The following is a 22,617-nucleotide window of genomic DNA, read 5'->3' as shown; positions in this document are numbered from 1 at the left end:
CTGTCACATCGGTGTGCGTAGGCAAACAGTTGGGGTGCACCATTGCGGTGCGGGGGCGGTGTGGTGTTTGATCTGGCCTCTTCGCGAGCAGGCTCGCGCCCACAGAGATTCACGGTGCGAACACAACCTGTGGGAGCGGGCTTGTACTCAGGCCAGTAACCGAATGGGCGTACCGGCGGACCAGGCCTGAATGTCTTCGATCATCTGCGAAAAGAACAGCTGGTAATTCTGTTGGCTGACATACCCGACATGGGGCGTGGCCAATACATTGTCCAGGGTCCTGAAGGGGTGTAGAGGTGGCAACGGCTCGATGTCGAACACATCCAGCGCCGCGCCTGCCAGCTGACGTTTCTGCAAGGCCTTGATCAAGGCGGCCTCATCGACAATCGGTCCCCGCGCCGTATTGACCAGCAGCGCCGTGGGTTTCATCCAGCCCAAGGCCTCGGCGTCCACCAGGCCTCTGGAGCGCTCGCTGAGCACCAGATGCACCGACAACACATCGGCCTGTTCGAACAGCTCCTGTTTGCTGACATGGCTCACACCCACTTGCGCGGCCCGTTCGGCGGTAAGGTTCTCACTCCAGGCGATGACGCGCATGCCAAACACCTGCCCGAACTGCGCGACACGCTGGCCGATGCTGCCCAGACCGAGAATCGCCAGGGTCTTGCCGTGCAGGTCGCCGCCCAGCCCTTGCTGCCATACACCGGCACGCAGGGCGTTGGCTTCCGCCACGAGGTTGCGGGTGGCGGCCATGATCAGCGCCCAGGTCAGTTCCGGGGCAGCATGCTTGTAGCTGTCGGTACCGCACACCTGGATGCCCAGGGTGGCGGCGGCTTTGAGATCGAGGGCGAAATTGCGCATGCCACCGGTGACCAGCAACTTGAGTTTGGGTAACTGGCGAAGCAGCGCCTCATCAAAGCGCGTGCGCTCGCGCATCACGCAGATCACGTCAAACTCACTCAAGCGAGCCGCCATCGTGGCGTCGTCCGCCGGGTATTGATGAATGAAACTCACTGGGCCGATGCCTTCGAGCACTGACCAGTCGACCACGTTGCGGGCCACGTCCTGCCAATCGTCAATTACTGCAATCTGCACCGCCATTTGCCTTACCTCATCAACGCACGGGGTTGGTTTTGTTTAGCCAGGCGAGCAGCGCCTGATGGAATTTTGCCGGTTCTTCCATCTGTGGTGCGTGGCCCAGGCCCGGGAACTCAATCAATGTCGATTGCGCAATCCGTTGTGCCACTTGCTTGCCGAGCACGTCGTAGTGGCCGATTTTTGCCTTGACCTCGGGAGCCGCGATGTCGCTGCCGATGGCGGTGGTGTCGGACGTGCCGATCAGCAGCAGGGTCGGCATCTTCAGGTTCTGGAACTCGTAGTACACCGGTTGGCTGAAGATCATGTCGTAGATCAGCGCTGAATTCCACGCGACCTGTGCATGGCCCGGGCCTTTGTTCAGGCCGGCCAGCATGTCCACCCAGCGGTCGAACTCGGGCTTCCAGCGCCCGGCGTAATAGGTGTTGCGTTCATAGGTGCGGATACCGTCGGCGCTGAGCTTGAGTTCGCGCTCGTACCACTGGTCAACGGAGCGCCAGGGAACGCCCAGGGCTTTCCAGTCTTCCAGGCCGATGGGGTTGACCAGCGCCAGTTGCTCGACTTGTTCGGGGTATTGCAGCGCGTAGCGAGTGGCGAGCATACCGCCGGTGGAGTGGCCGAGCAGGCTGGCCTTCTGGATACCAAGGGCTTTGAGCAGTTGCCGGGTGTTACTCGCCAGTTGTTGGAAGCTGTACTGATAGCGCTCGGGTTTGCTGGAGGTGCAGAAACCGATCTGGTCCGGGGCAATGACCCGATAACCGGCGTCACTCAGGGCTTTGATCGAGGTGTCCCAGGTCGCACCGCAGAAATTCTTGCCATGCATCAGCACGACGCTGCGGCCATTGGCCTTGCCATGGGCGGCGACATCCATGTAGCCCATTTGCAGGGATTGGCCCTGGGACTCAAACTCGAAATGCTTGACCGTGTAGGGGTAGTCGAACCCTTGCAGCTCAGGACCGTAGGCCGGGCCCTCGGCGTAAGCGCTGACCGGCAGCGCGGCGCTCAGCAGCAGACCGGGCAACCAGCGGGAGAGGGTGGGTGACATGGGAGAACTCGATGGGAAATCCGCCGATGCTGGATCGGCTGGATTAGGGCGACATTAAACAGGCAATCGCCGAGGCGGTTGGTTCAACCCATCCAGCCCAGGGTGATCAGCGCCAGCACCCCATAACGGGCGCCCTTGGCCAGCGTCACGATCAGCAGGAAACGCCCCAACGGTTCACGCATGACGCCGGCCACCAGGGTCAGCGGGTCGCCGATCACCGGCAGCCAGCTCAGCAGTAGCGACCAATGACCGTAACGCTGGTAATGGTGACGGGCCCGTTCCAGATGCCGAGGACTGACCGGAAACCAGCGCCGCTCGCGAAAACGTTCGATGGCGCGGCCCAGCCACCAGTTCAGCAGGGAGCCGAGGACATTGCCCAGCGTCGCCACCGCCAGCAGCACCCACAGCCAGTACCGATCGCTGAGCAGCAGCCCCACCAGGACCGCTTCGGACTGCAAGGGCAGCAACGTCGCGGCACCGAAGGCTGCCAGGAACAGCCCCATGTAAGCGCCGAAAATCAATGGGCCGGGTAGTCCGCCACCACCACATCGGTGCCGTCCTTTTTCAGGCCGATGACTTGATACGCATCGCTCATGCCATCCATCTCCATGCCCGGCGAGCCCATGGGCATGCCAGGCGCGGCAACACCCAGGAGATCGTCACGCTTGCTCAGGGCCAATACCTGATCGGCCGGTACGTGACCTTCGACGAATTTGCCGTTGATCAAGCCGGTATGGCACGACGCCAGACGCGGTGGCACGCCGTGCTGTTGCTTGAATTCGCTCATGTTGCTTTCGACATGGTCCTCGACCTTGAAGCCGTTGGCCTCCAGGTGACTGATCCATTTTTTGCAGCAACCGCAATTGGCGTCGCGATGGACTTCGATAGGGACCAGGTCGGCGGCCTGGGCCAGGGAGGAGATCAACAGGGCGCTCAAGGCAGCCAGACGCAGATGGATTCGCATGGGAAATGGGTCTCGTCTTGCGGGCAAAGGAAGGCATTCTGACCAAAATATCCTTTCGGGCATTCAAGGATTGTTTCTAATTGATACAGAGTTGCTCAGCCCTAGCCTCGCAGATCCCATCTGACAAGCCGATGAGGCGGACATTACAAAACGGTCAGGTACGTCGTAGAGGGGGGAATGCAGAGCCTGAAACTGACGGCGAGAGCGGCGACCCGGTGCTTAGCCTGGCAAGAACGTCGAAACGCCAGCCTGAATTCGAACAGTGCTGGCCCGCTCAGGCAATCGAACGGGCCAGGCCATTATTTTTCCGGATCAAGACTCCACTAAGAAACCTGGTTGTCAGCACGCTGATTGAATGAAGCGCCGTCTGATGAATGAGGGGTGTTATCGGCGCTGGTAGTAACCCGGTCCGCCGTGATCGTAGTGACGGTCATGGTCGTGCCAGCCACCGTGGGGGAACACGATGCAGCCACTCAGGGACAATAGAGCCAGCAGGGGAATCAGCAGGGTGATTCGACGCAACATTTGAAAATCCTCATGGTTATCGCCGAGATAAAGCTAAAACTCTTCATCGGCTGTAACATGAGACCCCGTTTGCAGCCACTCATCCCCGAAAGACGGTAGGGGCTTGGCATGCATTCGGATACAACGCGGATACATTTTTCAGGTTCAGGCTTACATTCAGGAAATGGCAATGACCCAGTCGCAACGTTTGAAATACTCGATTCTGATTTCCCTGGTGGTGCTGGGAATCATGTTTGGCCTTTCGTATTTGCAGAGCACAGGGGTCATCGGCGAAAAGCTGTTTCAATACATCGCCATTGGCGTGGCGGTGATTGTGGTGGTCATCAATGGTGTGATGCGCCGCAAGGTCAAGCCCTGAGCACTAAGCCCAGGGTTTGATCATGCCTGTTGCAGGACAGCGGCGGCCTTCGGGTGCAGGCTGTAGCTTTTGTCCGGATTGAGGACAATCACGCCTTCACTGCACAGGCGTTTGAGCACTTCGCGCACACTCAGGAAGGACAGCGGAATATCCAGCTCCAGCAATTGAGTGTGCACGCCACGCACGCCCAGGCTGCGCTCTTGTTCGGCGGCCGTCAGCAAGGCGTCGATGACTTTCAGGCGTATCAGACTGGTTCGCAGGCCGAAGCTCTTGAGCAGTAACCTGATCCGCTCATTGCCGTGGCGTTCGGCAGGCGGGTCAAAGGTTTCGCTTTCTATGGCGGTGCTGACTGGCGCATGGCTAGCGTCCGTCGGCAGTTGCGAGTTGTACATGGCAAAACTCCTGTTGCGAGGCTCATCAGGAAAAAACGTGTGCGCTCGTACCTGACTGGACGTATGAGCCACGCAAATGATGAAGACTCAAATGTAGAAATTTTGTCGTCATTGCGTCAGCGACCCGTGAGCCCCGCAGCATTACCCGCCAATGGCCTGAATTTTTGTCGTTTGTTTCGTTCCGGAGTGGATGCGCTGTGCGTGTCGGTACGCAGAACTGAAGGCCGCACCCGGCAAGGGTGGCGGCCTTCAGCTCTTCGGCGTTTGTTGCGCAATGGAGTTGAGGACCGGGTTGCCGTCCTTGTTGCGGGTCAGGTAGACCGGCAGCACCTTGGGCAGTGTCGCCACCAGGGTGTCGAGCTCCTTGATGTTGTAGACCCCGCCGATACGGATCGCACCGGTGCCGTGATCAGCGATCATCAGCGGTTTTTTCAGGTAGCGGTTGATCAATGGCAGCGCATCGCTCAGCGCCAGGTCATCGAGGACCAGTTTGCCGCTACGCCAGGCCAGCGAATTGTCGCGGTCGTCAGTCTGACGGATGCGGGGAACGCGATCACCCTGCTGATAGCTCGCCTGCATGGCAGGGCCGAGTCTCAAACCATCGCCGGACGGGTCATCATGGCTACTGACCAGCACCGAACCTTCGATCAGGTTCACTTTTACCTGGTCTTCGTACATCCAGACGTTGAATCGGGTACCGGTAACGCGGATCTTGCCTTCGCCGGCCTTGACCACGAACGGGTGGGCGGTGTCATGGGTGACGCTGAAGAAGGCTTCGCCTTTTTTCAAGGTGACCCGACGCTGATCCTTGTAGTGGCTGTACGTCAGCTCGCTGCCCAGGTTCAGCTCGACCTGACTGCCATCGGTCAGGGTGACCTGACGAACAGAATCGGTGGCCTCGAAGTGCTGGTACGAATTCGGCAACCAGCCGAGGTTCCAACCGCTGTAGGCCGCCAGCGGGAGGGCCAGGGCACAAACCGCCGCGGCGATGCCGAAGGTACGCCAGGGTGTCCGGGGTCTTGCTTGAACCATCGGTGCGACGACAGGTTCGGGACGGGGCAAATCCCCGGCGACATCCCAGATTTCCAGCATCGCCTGGTACTCGAACGCATGGAGCGGGTGGGCATCCCGCCACCGCTCGAACGCCAGACGTTCCTGCGCGGTGCAGTCATCGGCGTGCAAACGCATGCACCAGTGCGCTGCCGCATCGGTAATGGCATCGTATTCGGCTGGCGAGAGAGCGTTGTCGGTCATTGACTCATCCTGATTTCCCGCATTCTAACCTTGAGGCCAGTCGGCGAGAACATCGGTCATGGCAATTACCCATCAAAGGGCGCTTGTTTTTCGGCAAGACGCGGAAAACCCGGGGTTTCCATCATCGCAGCGAAAAATCATGCGCAGCCCCGCGCGGCTGCGCATGTTCGTGTCGGTCAAGCCTGTGAGGCGGACGTGCCGGGCAACGGGTCCAGTTGTCGGCCCATCTCGCAGATCAGGAATGCAATTGAATCGGCATTGCGCAAGATGATGTCAATCCGCTTGTCCGGGCTGTGCCGGTCGAGAAAGGCTTCCCGTGCCCCTTCCATTGTTCGGGTGCCGACGATGTTCAGGATCGCCTTGCCCACGTGATTCAAGCCTGGAATGTCGTCCAGGTCGATCCATGCCTGCTCATTGTCACTCCAGCGGGCGAACAGTTCTTCCCGAGGTGTCCCGAGCGATAGCGCTGCTCGCTGAAAATCGACCTGGCTTTGCTTCATCGCACGCCCATATTGGGTAATGGGTGTCACCAGATCACTGAATGGCCGTCTGGCCTCCAGCGATGCGATATCCACGGCCTTTGAAAACAGGTGCGCGAACTCATGGATCAGCGTGGCGGCCTGACTGTGTCCGTCGACATTGAAGGGCTCGGTCAAACAGAACTTGTACCAGTCCAGTTGCTGATCGAAGAACCTTTCGGTGAAATGCACGTTTTTGCGTGCATCCTGCTGCACGACGAAAGCGATCAGGTTGGCGTGTTGGTATTTGTTCGAACCGACGATAAATCGTTCGCTGTTCAGCAAGTCTTCATCGGGGTCTACCAGTGCCGTGCAGACGGGAACGATGGTCTGTTTGATTTTGTCGAGCAGGCTGTTATCGACGCTGTGTACATCAAAGAAATGTTTGAGGAAGGCATCCAGTCGCGTACCGGGGAGCAGTTGCCTGAGTTGCGCCAGGTTATGCAGGCTGTTGAAGGCGTAGTAGCGCGCCATATCAATCGCCTGCGCGATCATCCGGGCCTTTTCGGGATGGTGGGTGCGTATGTCTTCCATGCCCCGCGCTTCGATGTTCAATACTTGCCTGACCTCATGGCCAATCGCGTATTGATTGTGCATTTTCGACAGGGCTTTGCCGTAGTGCACGGTATGCAGGTCCGGGTCGACCACCATTTGCCGTGTCGGCGATTGCCGCAGCGACGGGCCGCTCTCGTTGTCCCGCAGGAGCTGCCAGACCGCACCCGGTTTGTTCACGGGGTACACCTTGCCGGCGATGGCGGCATAGCTTTTCTTGCTGACCGGGTCGGAGTAGGTGCCATCAGTCTGGTGCTTGGTCAAGTCCTTCAAGGCCACGGTGGGTGCTTCGAAGGGCTGCAGTGCCGTACGCGACGTCGCCGTCGGGCGGATTCTCGCCCATTGCGGATCGTTCACCGGGGCGATGACCGGCTCGTCTTCGGCGGTCGCTTGATCGGCAATGGCGGAGGTTTCCAGGGACAACCGGCCCAGGGAGACCATTTGTAGGGCACCGGCAATGAAGGCCTGCAAGGCTCTTTGCCAGTGATGATCCTGCAGTGCTTCGGCGGACGCCTCGAAGTCTTTGAAGCTTTGCCACAAAAACGATATGCAGGCGAGTTTGCCCGGCAACAGGCCAATCACCCGATTGATGCCAGCGCTGAACAGGTTTTTCAGCGCCTCCCAGTCCGACTGACCGCGGGTATCGGACTGGCTGCCGAACATCTGCGACAACAGGTTGACGTTGTCGCTGAACATCTGGCTCAGGAAATTGCCCGTCAGGGGGGACGAGGCGAGGGTGATTTCGCTTGGTTGTCCGACGGAGGACTTGAACAGGTTGGCGAACACCGTGCGCTGATTTTCCGGTAAACGGCGAATCAACAGGTCCTGCAGCGGTCCCGGTTCAGTCAGCGCTGCGACAGCGCTGGCCTCGTTCTCGAACTCACTGAAAACCGCGGTGGGATGGTAGGGCGCTAACAGCACTTGCGGCCCGAACTTTCCCGCGCCAGGACCGATCAGGTAAAGGCCCAGGGCTTTCACGGCGGCGGCCCCCGGCGTCTTGATCAGTTCCAGCGGCCGGACGACGGCATGCGCCCCTTGCACGGCCGCCCGGGCGATCGCGTCCGGCATGTCCACGACTTGCCCGATCAAGTCGAAGGCGGCGGCAGACAAGTGTTGCTGCAGTTTCAAGGCATGGGCGTGTTGCAACAATTGCCACGGCAGTTGCCGGACAAAACGCAGTTTTCGGCTTTCTGCATCGGCACCGGTCAACGCGTCGTTCACCAAGGTGGCGTAGTCGCGCTGGATCTCCAGCGACTGAAGAAGTTGCTGGATCGCTGTCCGGTCGAGACGGGCTGGCAAGGTCTGGCCGGTCGCCGAAGCGATCTTGAATCCGCTCCCTTGATCGACGTTGATGTGGTTCAGGGCAAACTCGGTCAGGGTCCGGGACGGTCCGGCCAGTGCCAGGCTGGGGGTGATTTCGATCTCGTCAGGGTCCAGCGTCGTTTCGGGGAATCGGCTGGCGAGCAAGGCTTTCAGGCGGGCATGCACGTAGGACGACAGGGTCTGTATCCCGTGCAGATAGTCTTTATCGTCTGTCACGCTGTGGCGATATTGCTCCAGCAATTCCATGTGCAATTGCTGCTCTTGCACCGGTGCCATGCCAAGCCAGCCCGGCAAGGTCTGCTGTCGCGAGATGCTCTGGGCGATCAGCGTGGCCCGGCGCAAATTGGTGTCGATAACGGTATTGGCAAGCGACTTGAGGGCTTTGTGCTTTTTCTCATCGCCAAGGTCCTGTGTGCGTAGGTGCTCGCAGGCCGACAGAAAGTGATCGATGGCCGTTTGCGAGAGGTGCTGCAGGACGTTGCCCTCGATCAATCTCAGGGAGTTGAGTGAATAACGGCCATGGGTTTTGCGCTGGGCGGTCGTGAGGTTTTCCAGCAGTGCCAGGCGCTTGCGAGGGGCGAGCAGGCGCAGGTTCAGCGCCTGTTTCACGCTATCGACTGAATCGAAGACCTCCAGCCCTGCCGCCGGCGTCCACAGAATGGCCCGGCCTGAGTGCTGATTGTCGAGCCCGCCACGCTCGGTCAGCACCAGGCAGTTGGACAGCGGCAGTACGTCTTGCTGCCCGGAGCACTCAAGGACCAGTGAGTAAGCGTCTGGCCGGAAGCCGTTGAGCGCGCGGCGATTCTTGCGATCCGGTTGGTCCGGGTTGAGCACGGTATCGACGATCGCTTGTTCGAGGTCTCGCAGCGTGGCTTGCAGTACGCGCAGGCTGGCTTCCCCGCGTATCCCGACGGAAAGGGCGTGGGCCAGTCGAGGTTTCATGTCCTCCAGATAGAGCCGTTGCAGTGCCAACGAGGCAAGCGGCTGAGCGGTGAAGTCGGCGCGGATCAGCGCCTCCACGTCAGTGAAGGTTTTGATGTGCTGGGTGGCGGTGTCTGCCCGCACGATCGAGGGCTGTTGCTTGCCCGCCAATACCGGTCGGGTACTCCAGCGGCCATGGGTGTCGAGCGTCAGCAAGCGTTCACTGAGCATCGAACGTATGTCCAGCGCTTTGTCGAACAGGGCGTGGATGTCCATGTTGCCGTCGCTGTAACGGAACACCTGCAAGGCGTACTCCATGTTTTGCAGTTGTTTGCCGATGATCGCCTCGAACAGGGTGTTGAATATCGAGCCGGAAATCACCTCGCCGGAAACATGAGGTTTATCGAAGCCGAGGAAGCGATTGCGCTCCTCCAGTGTCAGCAGACCATAGAGTTCGTCTTCGTGGCCGGCGGCGCTGAACTTGCTCAGCAACGTGGCCTTGAGGTCCGGATAGTCCTTCAAGACCTGCAGCCCCTGAGTCGGGGTATAGAGGTAGGCCTTGGCATGGCTGATCATCAACGAGCCCGCCAGTTCGACGTAATGCCCCTGGTATTCCCACAGGTGCACGGTTTCCAGGGGCGGGCGCCTGATCGTCGTGGCCGTCTGCTCAATCATGCCGTGCAAGGCCTGGAATTGTTCCGGACTGATGATCCCGGCTTCGCGTTTGAGCAGTAACTCTGCCCGTGCCTGCTCACCGATCGCACGACTGAAAAACCTGCGGCGCGATCCGCCATCCAGCGCGACCGCTCCCCAGTACCGCTGCAGAAGCCCGCAAAGCAGGTGGTTGAGTTTGCGCGAAGCGGCCTCTACAGCGGTTTCCCAGTGCTGCTGGTCGGTGCTGGTCGATGTCCTGTCCGGATGGGCAAACTCATGAAGTTCGCCGCTGGGCCAGCGTTGATGGCGGTAGTAAAGCAATAGCGCGTCACTCAGCGACAGTGAGCTGCGCCAGCGCCGAACCGGTTCCTGGCCATGGTTCTCCAGCGCGGGCAGTGTGTAGAAATTAACTCGCGTCCGGCTTTGATCCAGGCCCGGAAATGCCGACTGCAGCCACTCATCAAGCATCGTATCGAGCAACGAGGCGAGGGTCGGGAGCATGAGCAATTCATCGAGCATCGCCTGATCGTTGAGTCGTTGCAGGTGCGCGATGGCCGCGCGCTGGTCCTCGAACACGTCACCCTCGATGACCTGGAATGTCACCTGGATCTTGTCGCTGGCGGCCAAGGCTTTACGCTGCGCGAGCGACATCAGTGCCAGTAGCCGATCGTCCTCGGTGGCACTGTTGAGGCGCTGTTCAAGTTGGCTTTTCAGCGAGACGAGACGGTCGAACTTCTTGATGCCGTCGTACGGGGTGTAAAGGATCAAGCCGTTGTCATCTGGCGTCAGGCTCAAGACAAAACTGCCGGCCAGGGGCGTGTAATCGAACCCTGTGGCGTTTACCAGGACCTTGTGCGCCAGCATGGGCGGCGTTTGTTGACTGCGCAGCGCCTGGCTGGCCAGTTCCACGTGGCCCAGCCATTCGAAGTCCTTGCGGGACAACCCGTGGATTTTGCCAAGGTCGTTCCAGAGCCCGGGCGATTGCAGGGCCTCGGGGAAAAAAAGTGGAGCGGGGGAAACGGGCATCGTCGAGTCTCTTTCGGGGCACCGGTGAGTGCGCCTGTGGGTAGAGTCTCGAGCCTAAAAAACCTCGAATGGCTAAAGGTGGTAGATAGTTATTACCCGGTTGTCAGGTGTTTGTGACACCGCAATACTCCTCCCGGATGCCACGGCCTCATCTAAAAGTTGACAGGTCGCTCGCCCCGCGTTGTTAATCGGCGGTCTTTATACGCTGTTGCCCCCTCCAAAAATTAGTCTGGAGCTTCAGATGTCTGCGCCACACGATCAAGTGTCTACTGTTGTCTCGCAAAACCTGTCCCTCGACGAGTTGACAGCGTTGCTTGAGAAGATATTCCAGCGTCATGGCACCTCGGCCGAGGTCGCTCGGGTACTGGCTGAAAACTGCGCGGGCGCCGAACGCGACGGCGCGCACAGCCATGGGGTGTTCCGGATGCCGGGATACGTCTCGACGCTGCAGAGCGGTTGGGTAAACGGCAAGGCCGTACCGGTGGTCGAGGATGTGGCTTCGGGGTTTGTCCGGGTCGACGCCGACAACGGCTTCGCGCAACCGGCTCTCGCCGCCGCCCGGGCCTTGCTGGTGGAAAAAGCCCGCAGTGCCGGCATCGCGGTACTGGCGATCCGCAATTCCCACCATTTCGCCGCATTGTGGCCGGACGTCGAGCCGTTCGCTTATGAGGGGCTGGTGGCGCTCAGCGTGGTCAACAGCATGACCTGCGTCGTCCCGCATGGCGCCGACCGACCGTTGTTCGGCACCAACCCGATTGCCTTTGCGGCGCCGCGGGCCGACGGTGATCCGATTGTCTTTGACCTGGCCACCAGTGCCATTGCCCATGGTGATGTGCAGATTGCCGCGCGCAAGGGCGAGCGGTTGCCACCCGGCATGGGCGTGGACAGCCTCGGTCAGCCGACCCAGGATCCGAAGGCGATCCTCGAAGGTGGCGCGTTGCTGCCGTTCGGCGGGCACAAGGGCTCGGCGCTGTCGATGATGGTGGAGTTGTTGGCGGCGGCCCTGACCGGAGGCAATTTCTCTTTCGAGTTCGACTGGAACAACCATCCCGGCGCCAAGACCCCATGGACCGGTCAATTGCTGATCGTGATCGATCCGTCCAAGGCGGCGGGGCAGAGCTTCGCCGAGCGCAGCCAGGAGTTGGTGCGGCAGATGCACGGGGTGGGTTTGAAGCGCTTGCCGGGTGACCGGCGTCATCAGCAACGGGCGAAATCGGCGACGGCGGGTATTGCCCTGGATGAGCAGACACTGGCCAATCTGCGGGAACTGGCGGGGCTTTGATCCTGGAATAACACCCCCCGATCAATTCAGGAGCGAGCTTGCTCCGGGCGGCGTTCCGGCGATGGCGGCGGCACATTGATGTTGATTGTGCCGCCGCCATCGCGGGAAAGCCCGCGCCTACAGGTTTTCAGAGCGACTGCAATTCAGCGGCGCGCCAGCAACAACCCGACCACCAGGCCAAACCCGGCAGAAACCGCAACGGTTTGCCATGGATGGCCGCCAATGTAGGTTTCGGTGGCGTCGACTGCAGGTTTGGCCCGATCACGCACACTGGTGAGCGAGTCCCGGGCCAGCTGGAGTTTCTGGGCAATCTGCCCACGGAGTGTCTCGGCTTCCTCTCCCACCAGTGAGGCACTGCTTTTCAGCAGCTTCTCCGACTCTTCGATCAGCGCCGATAACTCACTGAATGCCTGATCCTTGATTTGATCTTCGGCGACTTGTGCGGCGGTTTTCCGGGCCATTTAAGGACTCCTTGCAGGTAAGTGGACAGTGAACAATGGAGTGCGCCGCGATTGAAAAAGTTGCAGCGACTTTTCCCACGGACTTGATCCCGCAAAAATCCGGCGCAGGACGATTCATCCTACAGTGTAAGATGTCGCCTATTTTACGCAGCAGGAAATTCCCATGAGCTTCAATCTGGCCGACAAACCCCTTGCCGAGCGCGCTGCGCTTGAAGATGAGAAATCACGTCTGTTCGAACTCTGGCAAACCAACCTGGGCAAAGCCAAGGGCGAAGCCGCGCGGTTGTTTGGCGAGCGCGGCAAACGCAAAGGCAAATGGTCCGAGTGGGTCCGTGCCGAACTGGATGGCATGTCGCCGCCGGAGTTCTCGAACATGGTGCGCAGTGAAGTCAATCGCCTGATGGCGGCCAATAAGTAACGCCTAGGCAAAACTCGCGACGATCGCTTCACGCACTTTCAACACCACCGGATCGAGCTGGGTGCTGGTACGCCAGCCCAGTTCGATCGGGTAGCGGGGCAGCGCCAAAGGGCAGGGCAGCAGCGCCAGCCCTGTGAGCGCCGCGATGCTTCGGGCTGCGTGGGCCGGGATGGTCGCCACTGCCTGACTGCCCTTGAGCAGGTGCGGCAATGCCGCGAAATGCGTGGTCGAGGCACAGACCCGCCGGCTCAAGCCGACCGCCGCCAGGCCTTCGTCGGTGATCCCGATGAATCCACCCGACGACACCAGAATGTGTTCGCGGGCCACAAACTCCTCAAGACTGATGTGCTGCTGCCCCTCGGCCAGACTGAGCGGATCGACCAGGCACAGGTAGTTTCCTTCACCCAGCACCTGACGACTGAGCAAACGTTCGGCAAACCCGCCGGCGGTAATCGCCAGGTCGATGCTGCGGTCCATCAACGCCTGCGCGACGATCTGGCTGTGAGTCTGGCGAAAGATCAGGCGCAGTTTTGCTGCGCTGCGGGCAATTTCCTCGATCAACCGTCGGCCGTAGGCAATCTCGAAATCATCGGACATGCCCACCGTCACGGCGCGCCCGTCGTAATGATTGGCCGTCGGATCGACCATGGCCAGGCTCTGCCGGCATTTGTTCAGCGCATCGCTGACCACCGGTTTCAATTGATTGGCTTTGAGCGTTGGCGCGAGGCCGCGACCGGTGCGTACGAAAAGCGGATCGCCATACACCTCGCGCAGCCGGCGCAACGCCGCACTGACTGCCGATTGCGTGACGCCCAGGCGCAGGGCGGCGCGACTGGCGCTGGACTCCTCATGCAGGGCTTCGAAGACTTTGAGCAAGTTGAGGTCGACGTCGGTGATATTCATTTGATTCATATCATTCAGCAGTGAATGGGGCTTTATTCATGATTGCGTGAGGCCGGAGAATCAGCAACACCTGATGTGAATGGAGTGACCGCGATGCCCAAATCAATTGTTGCCGCCCTGCAAATTGGCGCCTTGCCCGGTGGCAAGGGCGAAACCCTGGAACAGATCCTGTCGTATGAAAACGCAATCATCGAATCCGCCGCTGCGCTGGTGGTGATGCCTGAAGCCTTGCTGGGCGGTTATCCGAAAGGTGAGGGCTTTGGCACGCAATTGGGCTACAGATTGCCCGAGGGCCGCGAAGCCTTCGCCCGCTATTTCGCCAACGCCATTGATGTACCCGGCGCGGAAACGGATGCGCTGGCCGGATTGTCGGCGCGCACGGGCGCCAACCTGGTCATTGGCGTGATCGAGCGTGCCGGCAGCACCTTGTACTGCACCGCGCTGTATTTCGACCCGCAGGCCGGGCTGGTCGCCAAGCACCGCAAGCTGATGCCCACCGGCACCGAGCGCCTGATCTGGGGCAAGGGCGATGGTTCGACCCTGCCGGTGATCGACAGTCAGGTCGGGCGGATTGGGGCGGTGGTGTGCTGGGAAAACATGATGCCGCTACTGCGCACCGCGATGTACGCCAAAGGCATTGAAGTATGGTGCGCGCCGACCGTGGACGAGCGGGAGATGTGGCAGGTCAGCATGCGCCATATCGCCCATGAGGGCCGCTGCTTTGTGGTCAGCGCCTGTCAGGTCCAGGATTCGCCGCAAGCCCTGGGCTTGGACATTGCCAACTGGCCGGCGCAGCGACCGCTGATTGCCGGTGGCAGCGTGATCGTCGGTCCCATGGGCGACATTCTGGCAGGGCCGTTACGTGACGGGCCAGGTTTGCTCACGGCTGAAATCGACACCGATGATCTGGTCCGCGCCCGTTACGACTACGACGTGGTGGGCCATTATGCGCGCCCGGATGTGTTCGAGTTGACAGTGGATGAGCGGGCCAGACCCGGCGTGAAGTTCAGCGCATGACACCGGCAGGAGCGAGCAAGCTCGCTCCTGCCGAAAACGGGCCTAGCGGCTGCCGGTCATCGGCCCTGGCAGGCTGAGTTTGCCGCTGTCCATGAAGCGCGTGGTGCCGAACAGGCCACCGGCCAACTTGCCGCGCAGGACGTAGGGCAGGTTGTTCAGGGTTTGTACCTGGCTCAACCCAATGGTCTGCCGCAGCACCGAGAAGGCCGACACGCTGACCGGCACGGTCAACACGGTCTCGGAATAGCGCGAAATTGAACCGGCCTGATCGCTGACCCCGGAGGCGAAGGGTTGACCGTTGATTTCCAGGTCCAGTGCCACACCGTTGTAGTTGACGTTGGTGCCATTGGGGTTCTGCACGCGGATCTTCACGGCGAAACGAACTTCCATATCCTGGCCTTGCAGCGGCTGGATGCCGACGACGTTGACGTTCAGCGGATCGCTGTTGGGGAGCGAGCTACAGGCGCTCAGGCAGAGCAACAGGAGGGAAAGAAGGACCGCTTGGACACTGCGCATTGACGTGCTCTCGTGGAGAAAAGGGCTGAACCACCAGCGACTCGGCCCTTGAGCGCGATTTAGCGGTTCAACTGTGCGACACCCGCAGGCGTTTGGGGTTCACCCCGGGGCGGGACATCGGGATTCTGCATCACTTGCAGCACCGAGGCCTCGGGGTCGAACTCGTCCTCTTCCAGCTCGATGAACTCTTCAGGCAGGAAGATATTCAGAACGATAGCGCACAGCGCGCCGACGGTGATGGGCGACTCGAAAATGTTGTGCAGGGCCTGGGGCAGTTCACGCAGGACTTCTGGTACTGCCGCCACGCCCAGGCCCATGCCCAGGGAAATCGCCACGATCAGCATGTTGCGCCGATGCAGTCCGGCTTCGGCGAGAATCTTGATCCCGGCCACTGCCACGGTGCCGAACATCACCAGCTCAGCACCGCCGAGCACCGGTTTTGGCATCAGTTGCAGCACCGCGCCGATCATCGGGAACAACCCCAGCAGCACCAACAGGCCGGCAATGAAAAACGCCACGTAACGGCTGGCCACGCCAGTCAGTTGAATCACACCGTTATTCTGGGCGAACGTCACCATCGGCATGCTGTTGAACACCGCGGCCATGGCCGAGTTGAGGCCGTCGGCCAGCAGCCCGGACTTGATGCGGCGGATGTACACCGGGCCTTTGACCGGCTGCCGGGAAATCATCGAGTTGGCCGTCAAGTCACCGGCCGCTTCCAGTGGCGAGACCAGGAAAATCACCGCCACCGGCACGAACGCCACCCAATCGAAGGAGAACCCGTACTTGAACGGCATCGGAACGCTCATCAGCGGCACGGTGGGCAGGCTGGCGAAGTCGACGTGGCCCAACAGCCAGGCGACCCCGTAGCCCAGGGTCAGGCCAATGACAATGGCGCCGAGACGCAGGAACGGCACATCGACCCGGTTCAGCACCACGATCGTCCCGAGCACCAGCGCGGCCAGGACCAGGTGGCTGGCTGCACCCAGGTCGCTGGCGCCGAAACCGCCGGCGATGTCGGTCATGGCGACCTTGATCAGCGACAGCCCCATGAGGGTGATGATCGTGCCGGTCACCACCGGGGTGATCAGCATGCGCAGTTTGCCGATGAACTGGCTCAACACCACTTCGATGAACGCGGCGAAAAAGCACACGCCGAAAATCGTCGAGAGAATTTCATCGGTGCCGCCCCCTCGGGCCTTGACCATGAAACCGGCGCTGAGGATGACGCTGATGAACGAAAAGCTGGTGCCTTGCAGGCACAACAGGCCGGAACCTACCGGCCCGAAACGCCGCGCCTGAACGAAGGTGCCCAGCCCCGAGACGAACAGGGCCATGCTGATCAGGTAAGGGATTTCGCTGTGCAGGCCCAGGGCGCTGCCCATGATCAGCGTCGGGGTGATGATGCCAACGAAACTGGCGAGCACATGTTGCAGGGCGGCGAAGACGGTGGCGGTCAGATGCGGGCGATCGTTGAGGCCATAGATCAGGTCGTTGTGGCGCGGGGCAGGCGGTTTTTCAGAAGCAGTCATGGGGGTGTGCAAGCCAGAGGGCGGGCCGGGTCAGAAAATGGAGGCGCAGGATGCCAGAAAGCCCCTTTTGTGGCGAGCAAAGCCCCGAAACCTCGGCCAACCTGTAGGAGCGAGCCTTGCTCGCGATGGACGTCAACGAAAACGCGGGGAGTCAGACACCCCGGAGTGTTCTCAAATCCATCGCGAGCAAGTTCGCTCCTACAGAGGCATTCGCTGTTCAGGCAAACGCCGCGAGCAAATCCTCTTCAAGCGCCTTCTGGGCATCCCCCGGGACCCGGGCGCGATGACGGGCCAGGTGAAACGCTACCTCGAAGCTCATGCCTTCACGGCGTACGACTCGCAGCAAGCCTTTGTCTTCCCAGCTTCGGGCGAAGTGGCTGGGCAGATACCCGACGTGCTTGCCGGACAGGATAAAGGCGAGGGTGCCTTCGACCTGCTCCGAGCGCGCCGAACACAATTTGCCCTGGAACGGCTCGTCGCTGCGCAGGAAGCGGTAGGGGTGATCGACCCGGTCGCAGGCCTGCAATGCCTGATCATCCGGCGCGTCATTGTCGAACAGCGGATGACCGGGGGCGCAATACAGGTGCTGGGTTTCGCTGAACAACTGGCGGTAGTCGAAAGCGCTTTGTACCTGGGAGAAATAGCCGATGGCCAGGTCCAGCCGCTGTTGCAACAACAAGCGCTCCATTTCGCCGGGCATCGCGCTGATCAACTCGATGCGCACCGATTCGTCTCGCTCACGGAAACGCCGGATCGCACCGGCCACCTGTTGCAGCACCGATTGATCCAGCGCTTCGGACAGGCCCAGGCGCACCTCGCCGATCAATCTTCCGGCCACGCCGTTGGATTGATGGCGGAACGCTTCGATGGATTCGAACAAAGCCTTGGTGGCCGAGAGCAACTGTTCGCCCTTGGGGGTGATCTTGAATCCGCCCTTGCCACGACTGCACAGGCGATAGCCGAGCCGGGTTTCCAGCTTGGCCATTTGCTGGCTGATGCTTGACTGGCTCAAGCCCAGTTCGCCCTGGGCCGCGCTGAAGCCGCCGCAATCCACCACGCTGACGAACAGGCGCAGCAGTTGCAGGTCCAGATCGTGGAGTTGACCGAGCATCAAACATTACTCCTGGGTAATGTCAGGTTAATAAACTTGATATTTCACCAATGTATCCGACGACGCATCCTGCAGTCACTTCCTCTTGTCAGGTGTTCGTCATGGCTCCCAAGCTCAAGCTGTGTTTACCCGCGTTGCTCCTGGCCGTGGCCGCCTCGGCCCAGGCTGAAGACAAAGTCGTCAATCTCTACAGCTGGGCCGATTACGTTGCCCCCGAAACCCTGCAACGTTTCGAGCGGGAAACGGGCATTCATGTGCGCTACGACACTTTCGATGCGCCTGAAGTGCTTGAAACCAAGCTGCTCACCGGTGGCAGCGGCTATGACGTGGTCGTGCCGTCGTCCAGCGTACTGGCGCGTGGCCTGGCGGCGGGCGCGCTAAAAGCGATACCCCATGAAGGCCTCAAGGGCTACGCGAATCTTGATCCGGACCTGTTGGAGAAACTCGCTGCGGTCGATCCCGGCAATCAATATGGCGTGCCCTACACCTGGGGCACCCTGGGGCTGGGAATGAATGTCGAAGCCGTGCGCAAGCGCCTGCCGAACGTGCCGCTCAACAGCCTGGATCTGCTCTTCAAACCGGAATACGCCAGCCAGCTCAAGGACTGTGGCGTTGCAATCATTGATTCGCCGCAGGAAGTGATCGGCCTGGCCTTGCACTACCTGGGCAAAGACCCTTACAGCACCGACAAGAATGATCTGGATGCGGCGCAGGCGTTGTTGCATCAATTGCAACCGTCGGTGCTGTACGTCGCCAGCGGGCGGCAGATCAACGACCTGGCCAACGGCAGCATCTGCCTGGCACTGGCTTATAACGGCGATGCCAGCATGGCCGCGGATCAGGCGCGCAAGGCCAGCAAGCCGTACGAAATCGCTTACCGGATTCCCAAGGAAGGCACCCTCGTCTGGCAAGACAACCTGGCGATCCCGAAGGATGCGCCACACCCTGAAGCCGCGCGCCAGTTCATCGAGTTCATGTTGCGCCCCGAGTCCGTCGCCTCGTTGACCAACACACTGTTCTTCGCCACGGCCAACCAGGCGGCCACGCCGCTGGTGGATGAGGCGGTGCGCACCGATCCGGATATCTATCCGCCCGCCGACATTCGTGACCGCCTGTACGCCGACCGCAGCATGAGCCTCAAGGACATGCGTCAGCGCACTCGTATGTGGACCGCTTTCCGTAGCCGCCAATAACAAGGAACCTTCAATGGACGTCCCAGCACAGAACGACCAAGCCATCACCCGCGACAGCCTTTACGGCACTGCCGCCGAAAGTACCTACGCCGGTATCACCAGCTTCATGCGTCGTCGCTACAGTCGCGATTTACGCGGTGTCGACGTCGCGGTCAGCGGTGTGCCGTTCGACACCGCCACCAGTAACCGTCCCGGGGCTCGCTTCGGACCACGGGGCATCCGCGCCGCGTCCACCGGCATCGCCTGGGAACGCCACTGGCCGTGGACGTTCGACCCGTTCGATCATCTGGCGGTGGTTGACTTTGGCGATTGCGACTTCGATTTCGGTTCGCCGCAGTCGACGCCGGAATGCATCGAAGCCCATGCCGAACAAATCCTCAATGCCGGCAGCGCGATGCTGACCTTCGGCGGTGATCATTTCATCACCTACCCGCTGCTCAAGGCCCACGCCCGCAAGCACGGTGCGCTGTCGCTGATTCACTTCGACGCCCATAGCGACACCTGGCCGGACGAAGAGGGCAAGCGTATCGACCATGGCACCATGTTCTGGCACGCCGCCAAGGAGGGGCTGGTCGATCCTTCGCGGTCGGTGCAGATCGGTTTGCGCACCACCAACGACGATCACCAGGGCTTTGAAGTGCTGGATGCACGGCAAGTGCATCGGCGTGGTGTGGACGCGATCGTCGAAGCCATCCGCGCACGGGTCGGCGACCACCCGGTGTACCTGACGTTCGACATCGACTGCCTCGACCCGGCCTTCGCTCCGGGCACTGGAACACCGGTGTGTGGCGGATTGAGCACGGTGCAGGCGCTGGAGATTCTTGGCGGCTTGCGCGGGATCAACCTGGTGGGCATGGACGTGGTGGAAGTGGCGCCGGCCTATGACAGCGCCGACATCACCTCCCTGGCGGCTGCGACCCTGGCGATGGAAATGCTGTGCTTGTACGCGGCCAGGCACAAGGTCGACCGCTGAACGCGATCCGGGACTTGGCTGGCGGTGTAGCCGGAATGGGTGAACGCCCGAAAAACCTGTGGGAGCGAGCTTGCTCGCGATGGCGGTGTCTCAGGCGACGGGGATTGTGGGCTGGTCCAGGGTCTTGCCCCCGCTGAACCGCGGCGCCTAACCCGCCAGGGTTTCATCGCTGACTTCATCGAGACGCGCCAGCTGCTCGTCACTTGGCTGCACGATGCAGAATCCTCTGAGACATTTCAGTGAAGACAACGCTGACGAGTGGCATACTGCCGCGCATGAATGTCGACTCCCCTCTCAGCGCCTGGCAACACGCCATCGAACAAAAGGGTTTCGTCCAGGACGAAGCCCAGGAACATGCCGTCTGGGCGTTGCAAAAGTGCCACGAAGCCTTGCATGAAGGTCGGGCGCCGATCATGGGCGTGTACCTCTGGGGCCCGGTCGGGCGCGGTAAAACCTGGTTGATGGACCAGTTTTACCAACACCTGCGGGTGCCGGCCCGGCGCCAGCACTTCCACCACTTCATGGGCTGGGTGCATCAGCGTTCGTTTCAATTGACCGGCACTGCCGATCCCTTGAAGGCACTGGCTCGGGAACTGGCCGACGAAGTGCGGGTGCTGTGCTTCGACGAACTGTTCGTCAACGACATCGGTGACGCCATCATTCTCGGGCGCTTGTTCCAGGTCATGTTCGAGCAGGGCGTGGTGGTGGTCTGCACCTCCAACCTGCCGCCCGACCAGTTGTACGCCGATGGCTTCAATCGTGACCGTTTCCTGCCCGCCATTGCGGCGATCAAGCAGCACATGCAGGTGATTGCGGTGGATGGCGGGGAAGACCATCGCCTGCATCCGGGGCAGGGCTTGCAGCGTTATTGGGTGGCCACGCCCGGACAATCGAGTGCCCTTGGCGATGTGTTCAAGGCGTTGACCGTCGGTCAGGCGGTTTCCAGCGCTCCGATCCAGGTTGGCTACCGCTCGCTCAATGTGGTGCAGGCCAGCCGGGGCGTCGTCTGGTGTCGTTACGCCGACCTCTGTGAGCAGCCGTTCTCCGCCATGGATTTCATGGCCCTGTGTGACACCTTCAGCGCTATCCTGTTGAGCGACGTCCCCAATCTCAGTGCTCGAAAACGCGAAGGGCGCATAGCCCGTGGCACTGAGGATGGGGTCGAGCGAGTGGTGGCCGGCGATCGCGAGTTGCCGCAGTTGTCGGTGCATGATGACGGCGTGCGCCGGTTCATCGCCCTGGTGGATGAGTGCTACGACCGCAAGGTGCCGCTGTACCTTGAAGCGCAGGTGCCCATGGACTCGCTCTACACCCAGGGCTATCTGGAGTTCCCGTTCCGCCGCACCCTCAGTCGCCTGCAGGAGATGCAGCTGCAACGCTTCGCCGAGGCGTGAGAACCAGGAGGCGTGAAGATGAATCAACCGCTGTCACACCATTTGCTGACCATGGCCTACCAGAACGCCTGGGCCAACCATCGACTGGCCAAGGCCTGGTGCCAGTTGAGCCAGGATGAGCTGGCGGCGCCGCGCACCAGTTTCTTTCCCAGTCTGCGCGCGACCCTCAACCATATCCTGACCTGTGACTGGTTTTATGTGGATGCCCTTGAGCGCGAGTTGCGCGGCGATGAGCCGCACCCCGATTGCTACGTTTTTTTCAAGGACGACGAGCCGCACACCCTGGCCGCCGACCTCATGCGCGAGCAATCCCATGTCGATCGACGCTTGATCGCCTACTGCGAGCAAATGCGCGATGCGGACCTGAGCAGGACCGTGACCATCGCCCGGGACACGCCACAGCACGAGAGCCGTCTGCGCCTGTTGTCGCACCTGTTCGAGCACCAGATTCACCATCGCGGTCAGGTCCACGGGATGCTCAGCGCGACTTCAGTCGAGCCGCCACAGCTGGATGAGTTTTTCTGTGTCGGCGAATCTCATCTGCGGGCCGTGGATTTTGCCGAGTTGGGCTGGACCGAGGCTTTGATTTGGGGGCATTGAGCCTGCGATCCTTTGATTTGCAGCGGCGCCCACGATATCTTCACCCGGCCTTCCAGCGCGAACAACGCGATGGGGCTATTGCAAACGAGGATGGAAATGGATTCCGCGGAAATACTAGTACTGCAAGCCAGCTATACCAATCCGGTGCATGCCGAAGCCATCTGTCTGGTGTTGAACAGTTACGCCGAAGATCCGATGGGGGGCGGTCACTCCTTGCCTGCCAGTGTGCTGGAACACCTGCCGGGCGAGCTGGCCAAGCGTCCCCATGCCTTCAGCGTGTTGGCCTTTGTCGGCGGCGAGCCGGCCGGGCTGGTCAACTGTTTCGAAGGTTTTTCGACCTTCGCCTGCCGGCCGTTGGTCAATGTTCACGATGTGGCGGTGGTGCCGAAGTTTCGCGGATTGGGACTGAGCCAGCGGATGTTGCAGAAGGTCGAGGAGATCGCCCGCCAGCGCGGCTGCTGCAAAATCACGCTGGAGGTGCTGGAGGGCAATGCGGTGGCCCAGGCGTCGTATGGCAAGTTCGGCTTTGCCCCGGGCGAGTTCGATCCGGCGCACGGGCGCATGATGTTCTGGATCAAGGCGCTTTGATC

Annotated in this window: 22 protein-coding genes; 9 read left to right on the top strand and 13 right to left on the bottom strand. The window is 60.8% G+C overall.

Features of this window, described 5'->3' with window-relative positions:
* Nucleotides 1–147: 147 nt before the first annotated feature.
* The 5 genes from ACX3YF_RS25365 to ACX3YF_RS25345 form a co-directional block, all read right to left on the bottom strand.
* Complete coding sequence (locus ACX3YF_RS25365) at nt 148–1,101, bottom strand: D-2-hydroxyacid dehydrogenase family protein (RefSeq protein ID WP_130206150.1); 954 nt, start codon at nt 1,099–1,101, stop codon at nt 148–150.
* A gap of 13 nt (nt 1,102–1,114) precedes the next feature.
* Nucleotides 1,115–2,140 (bottom strand): alpha/beta fold hydrolase, encoded by a 1,026-nt coding sequence (locus ACX3YF_RS25360; protein ID WP_130206148.1) that lies wholly within the window; start codon nt 2,138–2,140, stop codon nt 1,115–1,117.
* 83 nt (nt 2,141–2,223) lie between these two features.
* On the bottom strand, nt 2,224–2,658 hold the full coding sequence (locus ACX3YF_RS25355) for a YqaA family protein (protein ID WP_130206298.1): 435 nt from the start codon (nt 2,656–2,658) through the stop codon (nt 2,224–2,226).
* Nucleotides 2,658–3,104 (bottom strand): DUF411 domain-containing protein, encoded by a 447-nt coding sequence (locus ACX3YF_RS25350; protein ID WP_448647815.1) that lies wholly within the window; start codon nt 3,102–3,104, stop codon nt 2,658–2,660. Before ACX3YF_RS25350 ends, ACX3YF_RS25355 begins: the two co-directional genes overlap by 1 nt.
* Nucleotides 3,105–3,488: 384 nt before the next feature.
* On the bottom strand, nt 3,489–3,629 hold the full coding sequence (locus ACX3YF_RS25345) for a hypothetical protein (protein WP_167361821.1): 141 nt from the start codon (nt 3,627–3,629) through the stop codon (nt 3,489–3,491).
* A gap of 169 nt (nt 3,630–3,798) precedes the next feature.
* On the opposite strand from ACX3YF_RS25345, the gene ACX3YF_RS25340 reads away from it, so the two are divergent.
* The gene (locus ACX3YF_RS25340) at nt 3,799–3,987 is read left to right on the top strand and encodes a hypothetical protein (RefSeq protein WP_130206144.1); all 189 of its coding nucleotides are present in this window, start codon (nt 3,799–3,801) and stop codon (nt 3,985–3,987) included.
* A gap of 20 nt (nt 3,988–4,007) precedes the next feature.
* On the opposite strand, the gene ACX3YF_RS25335 is transcribed toward ACX3YF_RS25340, so the two are convergent.
* From ACX3YF_RS25335 to ACX3YF_RS25325, 3 genes are all read right to left on the bottom strand, one after another.
* Complete coding sequence (locus ACX3YF_RS25335; protein ID WP_196586859.1) at nt 4,008–4,379, bottom strand: fe2+ zn2+ uptake regulation protein; 372 nt, start codon at nt 4,377–4,379, stop codon at nt 4,008–4,010.
* Between the two features lie 249 nt (nt 4,380–4,628).
* Entirely contained in the window at nt 4,629–5,633 is a 1,005-nt protein-coding gene (locus ACX3YF_RS25330) for a FecR family protein (RefSeq protein WP_196586858.1), read from the bottom strand.
* Between the two features lie 176 nt (nt 5,634–5,809).
* Nucleotides 5,810–10,627, bottom strand: a complete 4,818-nt coding sequence (locus tag ACX3YF_RS25325; RefSeq protein WP_458974509.1) for a dermonecrotic toxin domain-containing protein — start codon at nt 10,625–10,627, stop codon at nt 5,810–5,812.
* Between the two features lie 241 nt (nt 10,628–10,868).
* Here ACX3YF_RS25325 and ACX3YF_RS25320 point away from each other — a divergent pair, with 241 nt between their 5' ends.
* Complete coding sequence (locus ACX3YF_RS25320; RefSeq protein WP_458974508.1) at nt 10,869–11,909, top strand: Ldh family oxidoreductase; 1,041 nt, start codon at nt 10,869–10,871, stop codon at nt 11,907–11,909.
* Nucleotides 11,910–12,052: 143 nt separating this feature from the next.
* On the opposite strand, the gene ACX3YF_RS25315 is transcribed toward ACX3YF_RS25320, so the two are convergent.
* The gene (locus ACX3YF_RS25315; protein ID WP_130206134.1) at nt 12,053–12,370 is read right to left on the bottom strand and encodes an ElaB/YgaM/YqjD family protein; all 318 of its coding nucleotides are present in this window, start codon (nt 12,368–12,370) and stop codon (nt 12,053–12,055) included.
* A 163-nt stretch (nt 12,371–12,533) separates the two neighbouring features.
* Here ACX3YF_RS25315 and ACX3YF_RS25310 point away from each other — a divergent pair, with 163 nt between their 5' ends.
* Nucleotides 12,534–12,788, top strand: a complete 255-nt coding sequence (locus ACX3YF_RS25310; RefSeq protein ID WP_458974507.1) for a hypothetical protein — start codon at nt 12,534–12,536, stop codon at nt 12,786–12,788.
* A 3-nt stretch (nt 12,789–12,791) separates the two neighbouring features.
* Here the strand turns inward: ACX3YF_RS25310 and ACX3YF_RS25305 are convergent, their stop codons facing one another.
* Complete coding sequence (locus tag ACX3YF_RS25305; RefSeq protein WP_196585381.1) at nt 12,792–13,700, bottom strand: LysR family transcriptional regulator; 909 nt, start codon at nt 13,698–13,700, stop codon at nt 12,792–12,794.
* A gap of 84 nt (nt 13,701–13,784) precedes the next feature.
* Between ACX3YF_RS25305 and ACX3YF_RS25300 the strand changes: the two genes are divergently transcribed.
* On the top strand, nt 13,785–14,708 hold the full coding sequence (locus tag ACX3YF_RS25300; protein WP_196585382.1) for a carbon-nitrogen hydrolase family protein: 924 nt from the start codon (nt 13,785–13,787) through the stop codon (nt 14,706–14,708).
* Nucleotides 14,709–14,750: 42 nt separating this feature from the next.
* Here ACX3YF_RS25300 and ACX3YF_RS25295 read toward each other — a convergent pair whose 3' ends face one another.
* The 3 genes from ACX3YF_RS25295 to ACX3YF_RS25285 all read right to left on the bottom strand — a co-directional run bounded on the left by ACX3YF_RS25295 (nt 14,751) and on the right by ACX3YF_RS25285 (nt 17,867).
* Complete coding sequence (locus ACX3YF_RS25295) at nt 14,751–15,224, bottom strand: LEA/WHy family protein (protein ID WP_130206126.1); 474 nt, start codon at nt 15,222–15,224, stop codon at nt 14,751–14,753.
* 59 nt (nt 15,225–15,283) lie between these two features.
* On the bottom strand, nt 15,284–16,756 hold the full coding sequence (locus ACX3YF_RS25290) for a nucleobase:cation symporter-2 family protein (protein WP_458974506.1): 1,473 nt from the start codon (nt 16,754–16,756) through the stop codon (nt 15,284–15,286).
* Between the two features lie 217 nt (nt 16,757–16,973).
* On the bottom strand, nt 16,974–17,867 hold the full coding sequence (locus tag ACX3YF_RS25285) for a LysR family transcriptional regulator (protein WP_458974505.1): 894 nt from the start codon (nt 17,865–17,867) through the stop codon (nt 16,974–16,976).
* 101 nt (nt 17,868–17,968) lie between these two features.
* Here ACX3YF_RS25285 and ACX3YF_RS25280 point away from each other — a divergent pair, with 101 nt between their 5' ends.
* From ACX3YF_RS25280 to ACX3YF_RS25260, 5 genes are all read left to right on the top strand, one after another.
* A complete protein-coding gene (locus ACX3YF_RS25280) occupies nt 17,969–19,060 on the top strand; it encodes a polyamine ABC transporter substrate-binding protein (protein ID WP_130206118.1) in 1,092 nt (363 codons plus the stop codon).
* Between the two features lie 13 nt (nt 19,061–19,073).
* A complete protein-coding gene (gene speB, locus ACX3YF_RS25275) occupies nt 19,074–20,033 on the top strand; it encodes an agmatinase (protein ID WP_458974504.1) in 960 nt (319 codons plus the stop codon).
* 275 nt (nt 20,034–20,308) lie between these two features.
* Nucleotides 20,309–21,427 (top strand): cell division protein ZapE, encoded by a 1,119-nt coding sequence (zapE, locus tag ACX3YF_RS25270; protein WP_448647818.1) that lies wholly within the window; start codon nt 20,309–20,311, stop codon nt 21,425–21,427.
* Nucleotides 21,428–21,445: 18 nt separating this feature from the next.
* Nucleotides 21,446–22,027 carry a DinB family protein gene (locus ACX3YF_RS25265; RefSeq protein WP_458974503.1) on the top strand — a complete coding sequence of 194 codons (582 nt, stop codon included), beginning with the start codon at nt 21,446–21,448 and terminating at the stop codon, nt 22,025–22,027.
* Nucleotides 22,028–22,123: 96 nt separating this feature from the next.
* On the top strand, nt 22,124–22,615 hold the full coding sequence (locus tag ACX3YF_RS25260; protein WP_130206110.1) for a GNAT family N-acetyltransferase: 492 nt from the start codon (nt 22,124–22,126) through the stop codon (nt 22,613–22,615).
* Nucleotides 22,616–22,617 lie beyond the last annotated feature (2 nt).

The sequence above is a fragment of the Pseudomonas fluorescens group sp. PF-69 genome (genome assembly GCF_054481235.1).
Note: the sequence above shows the minus strand (reverse complement) of the source record. Positions and strands in the feature narration are given on the sequence as shown.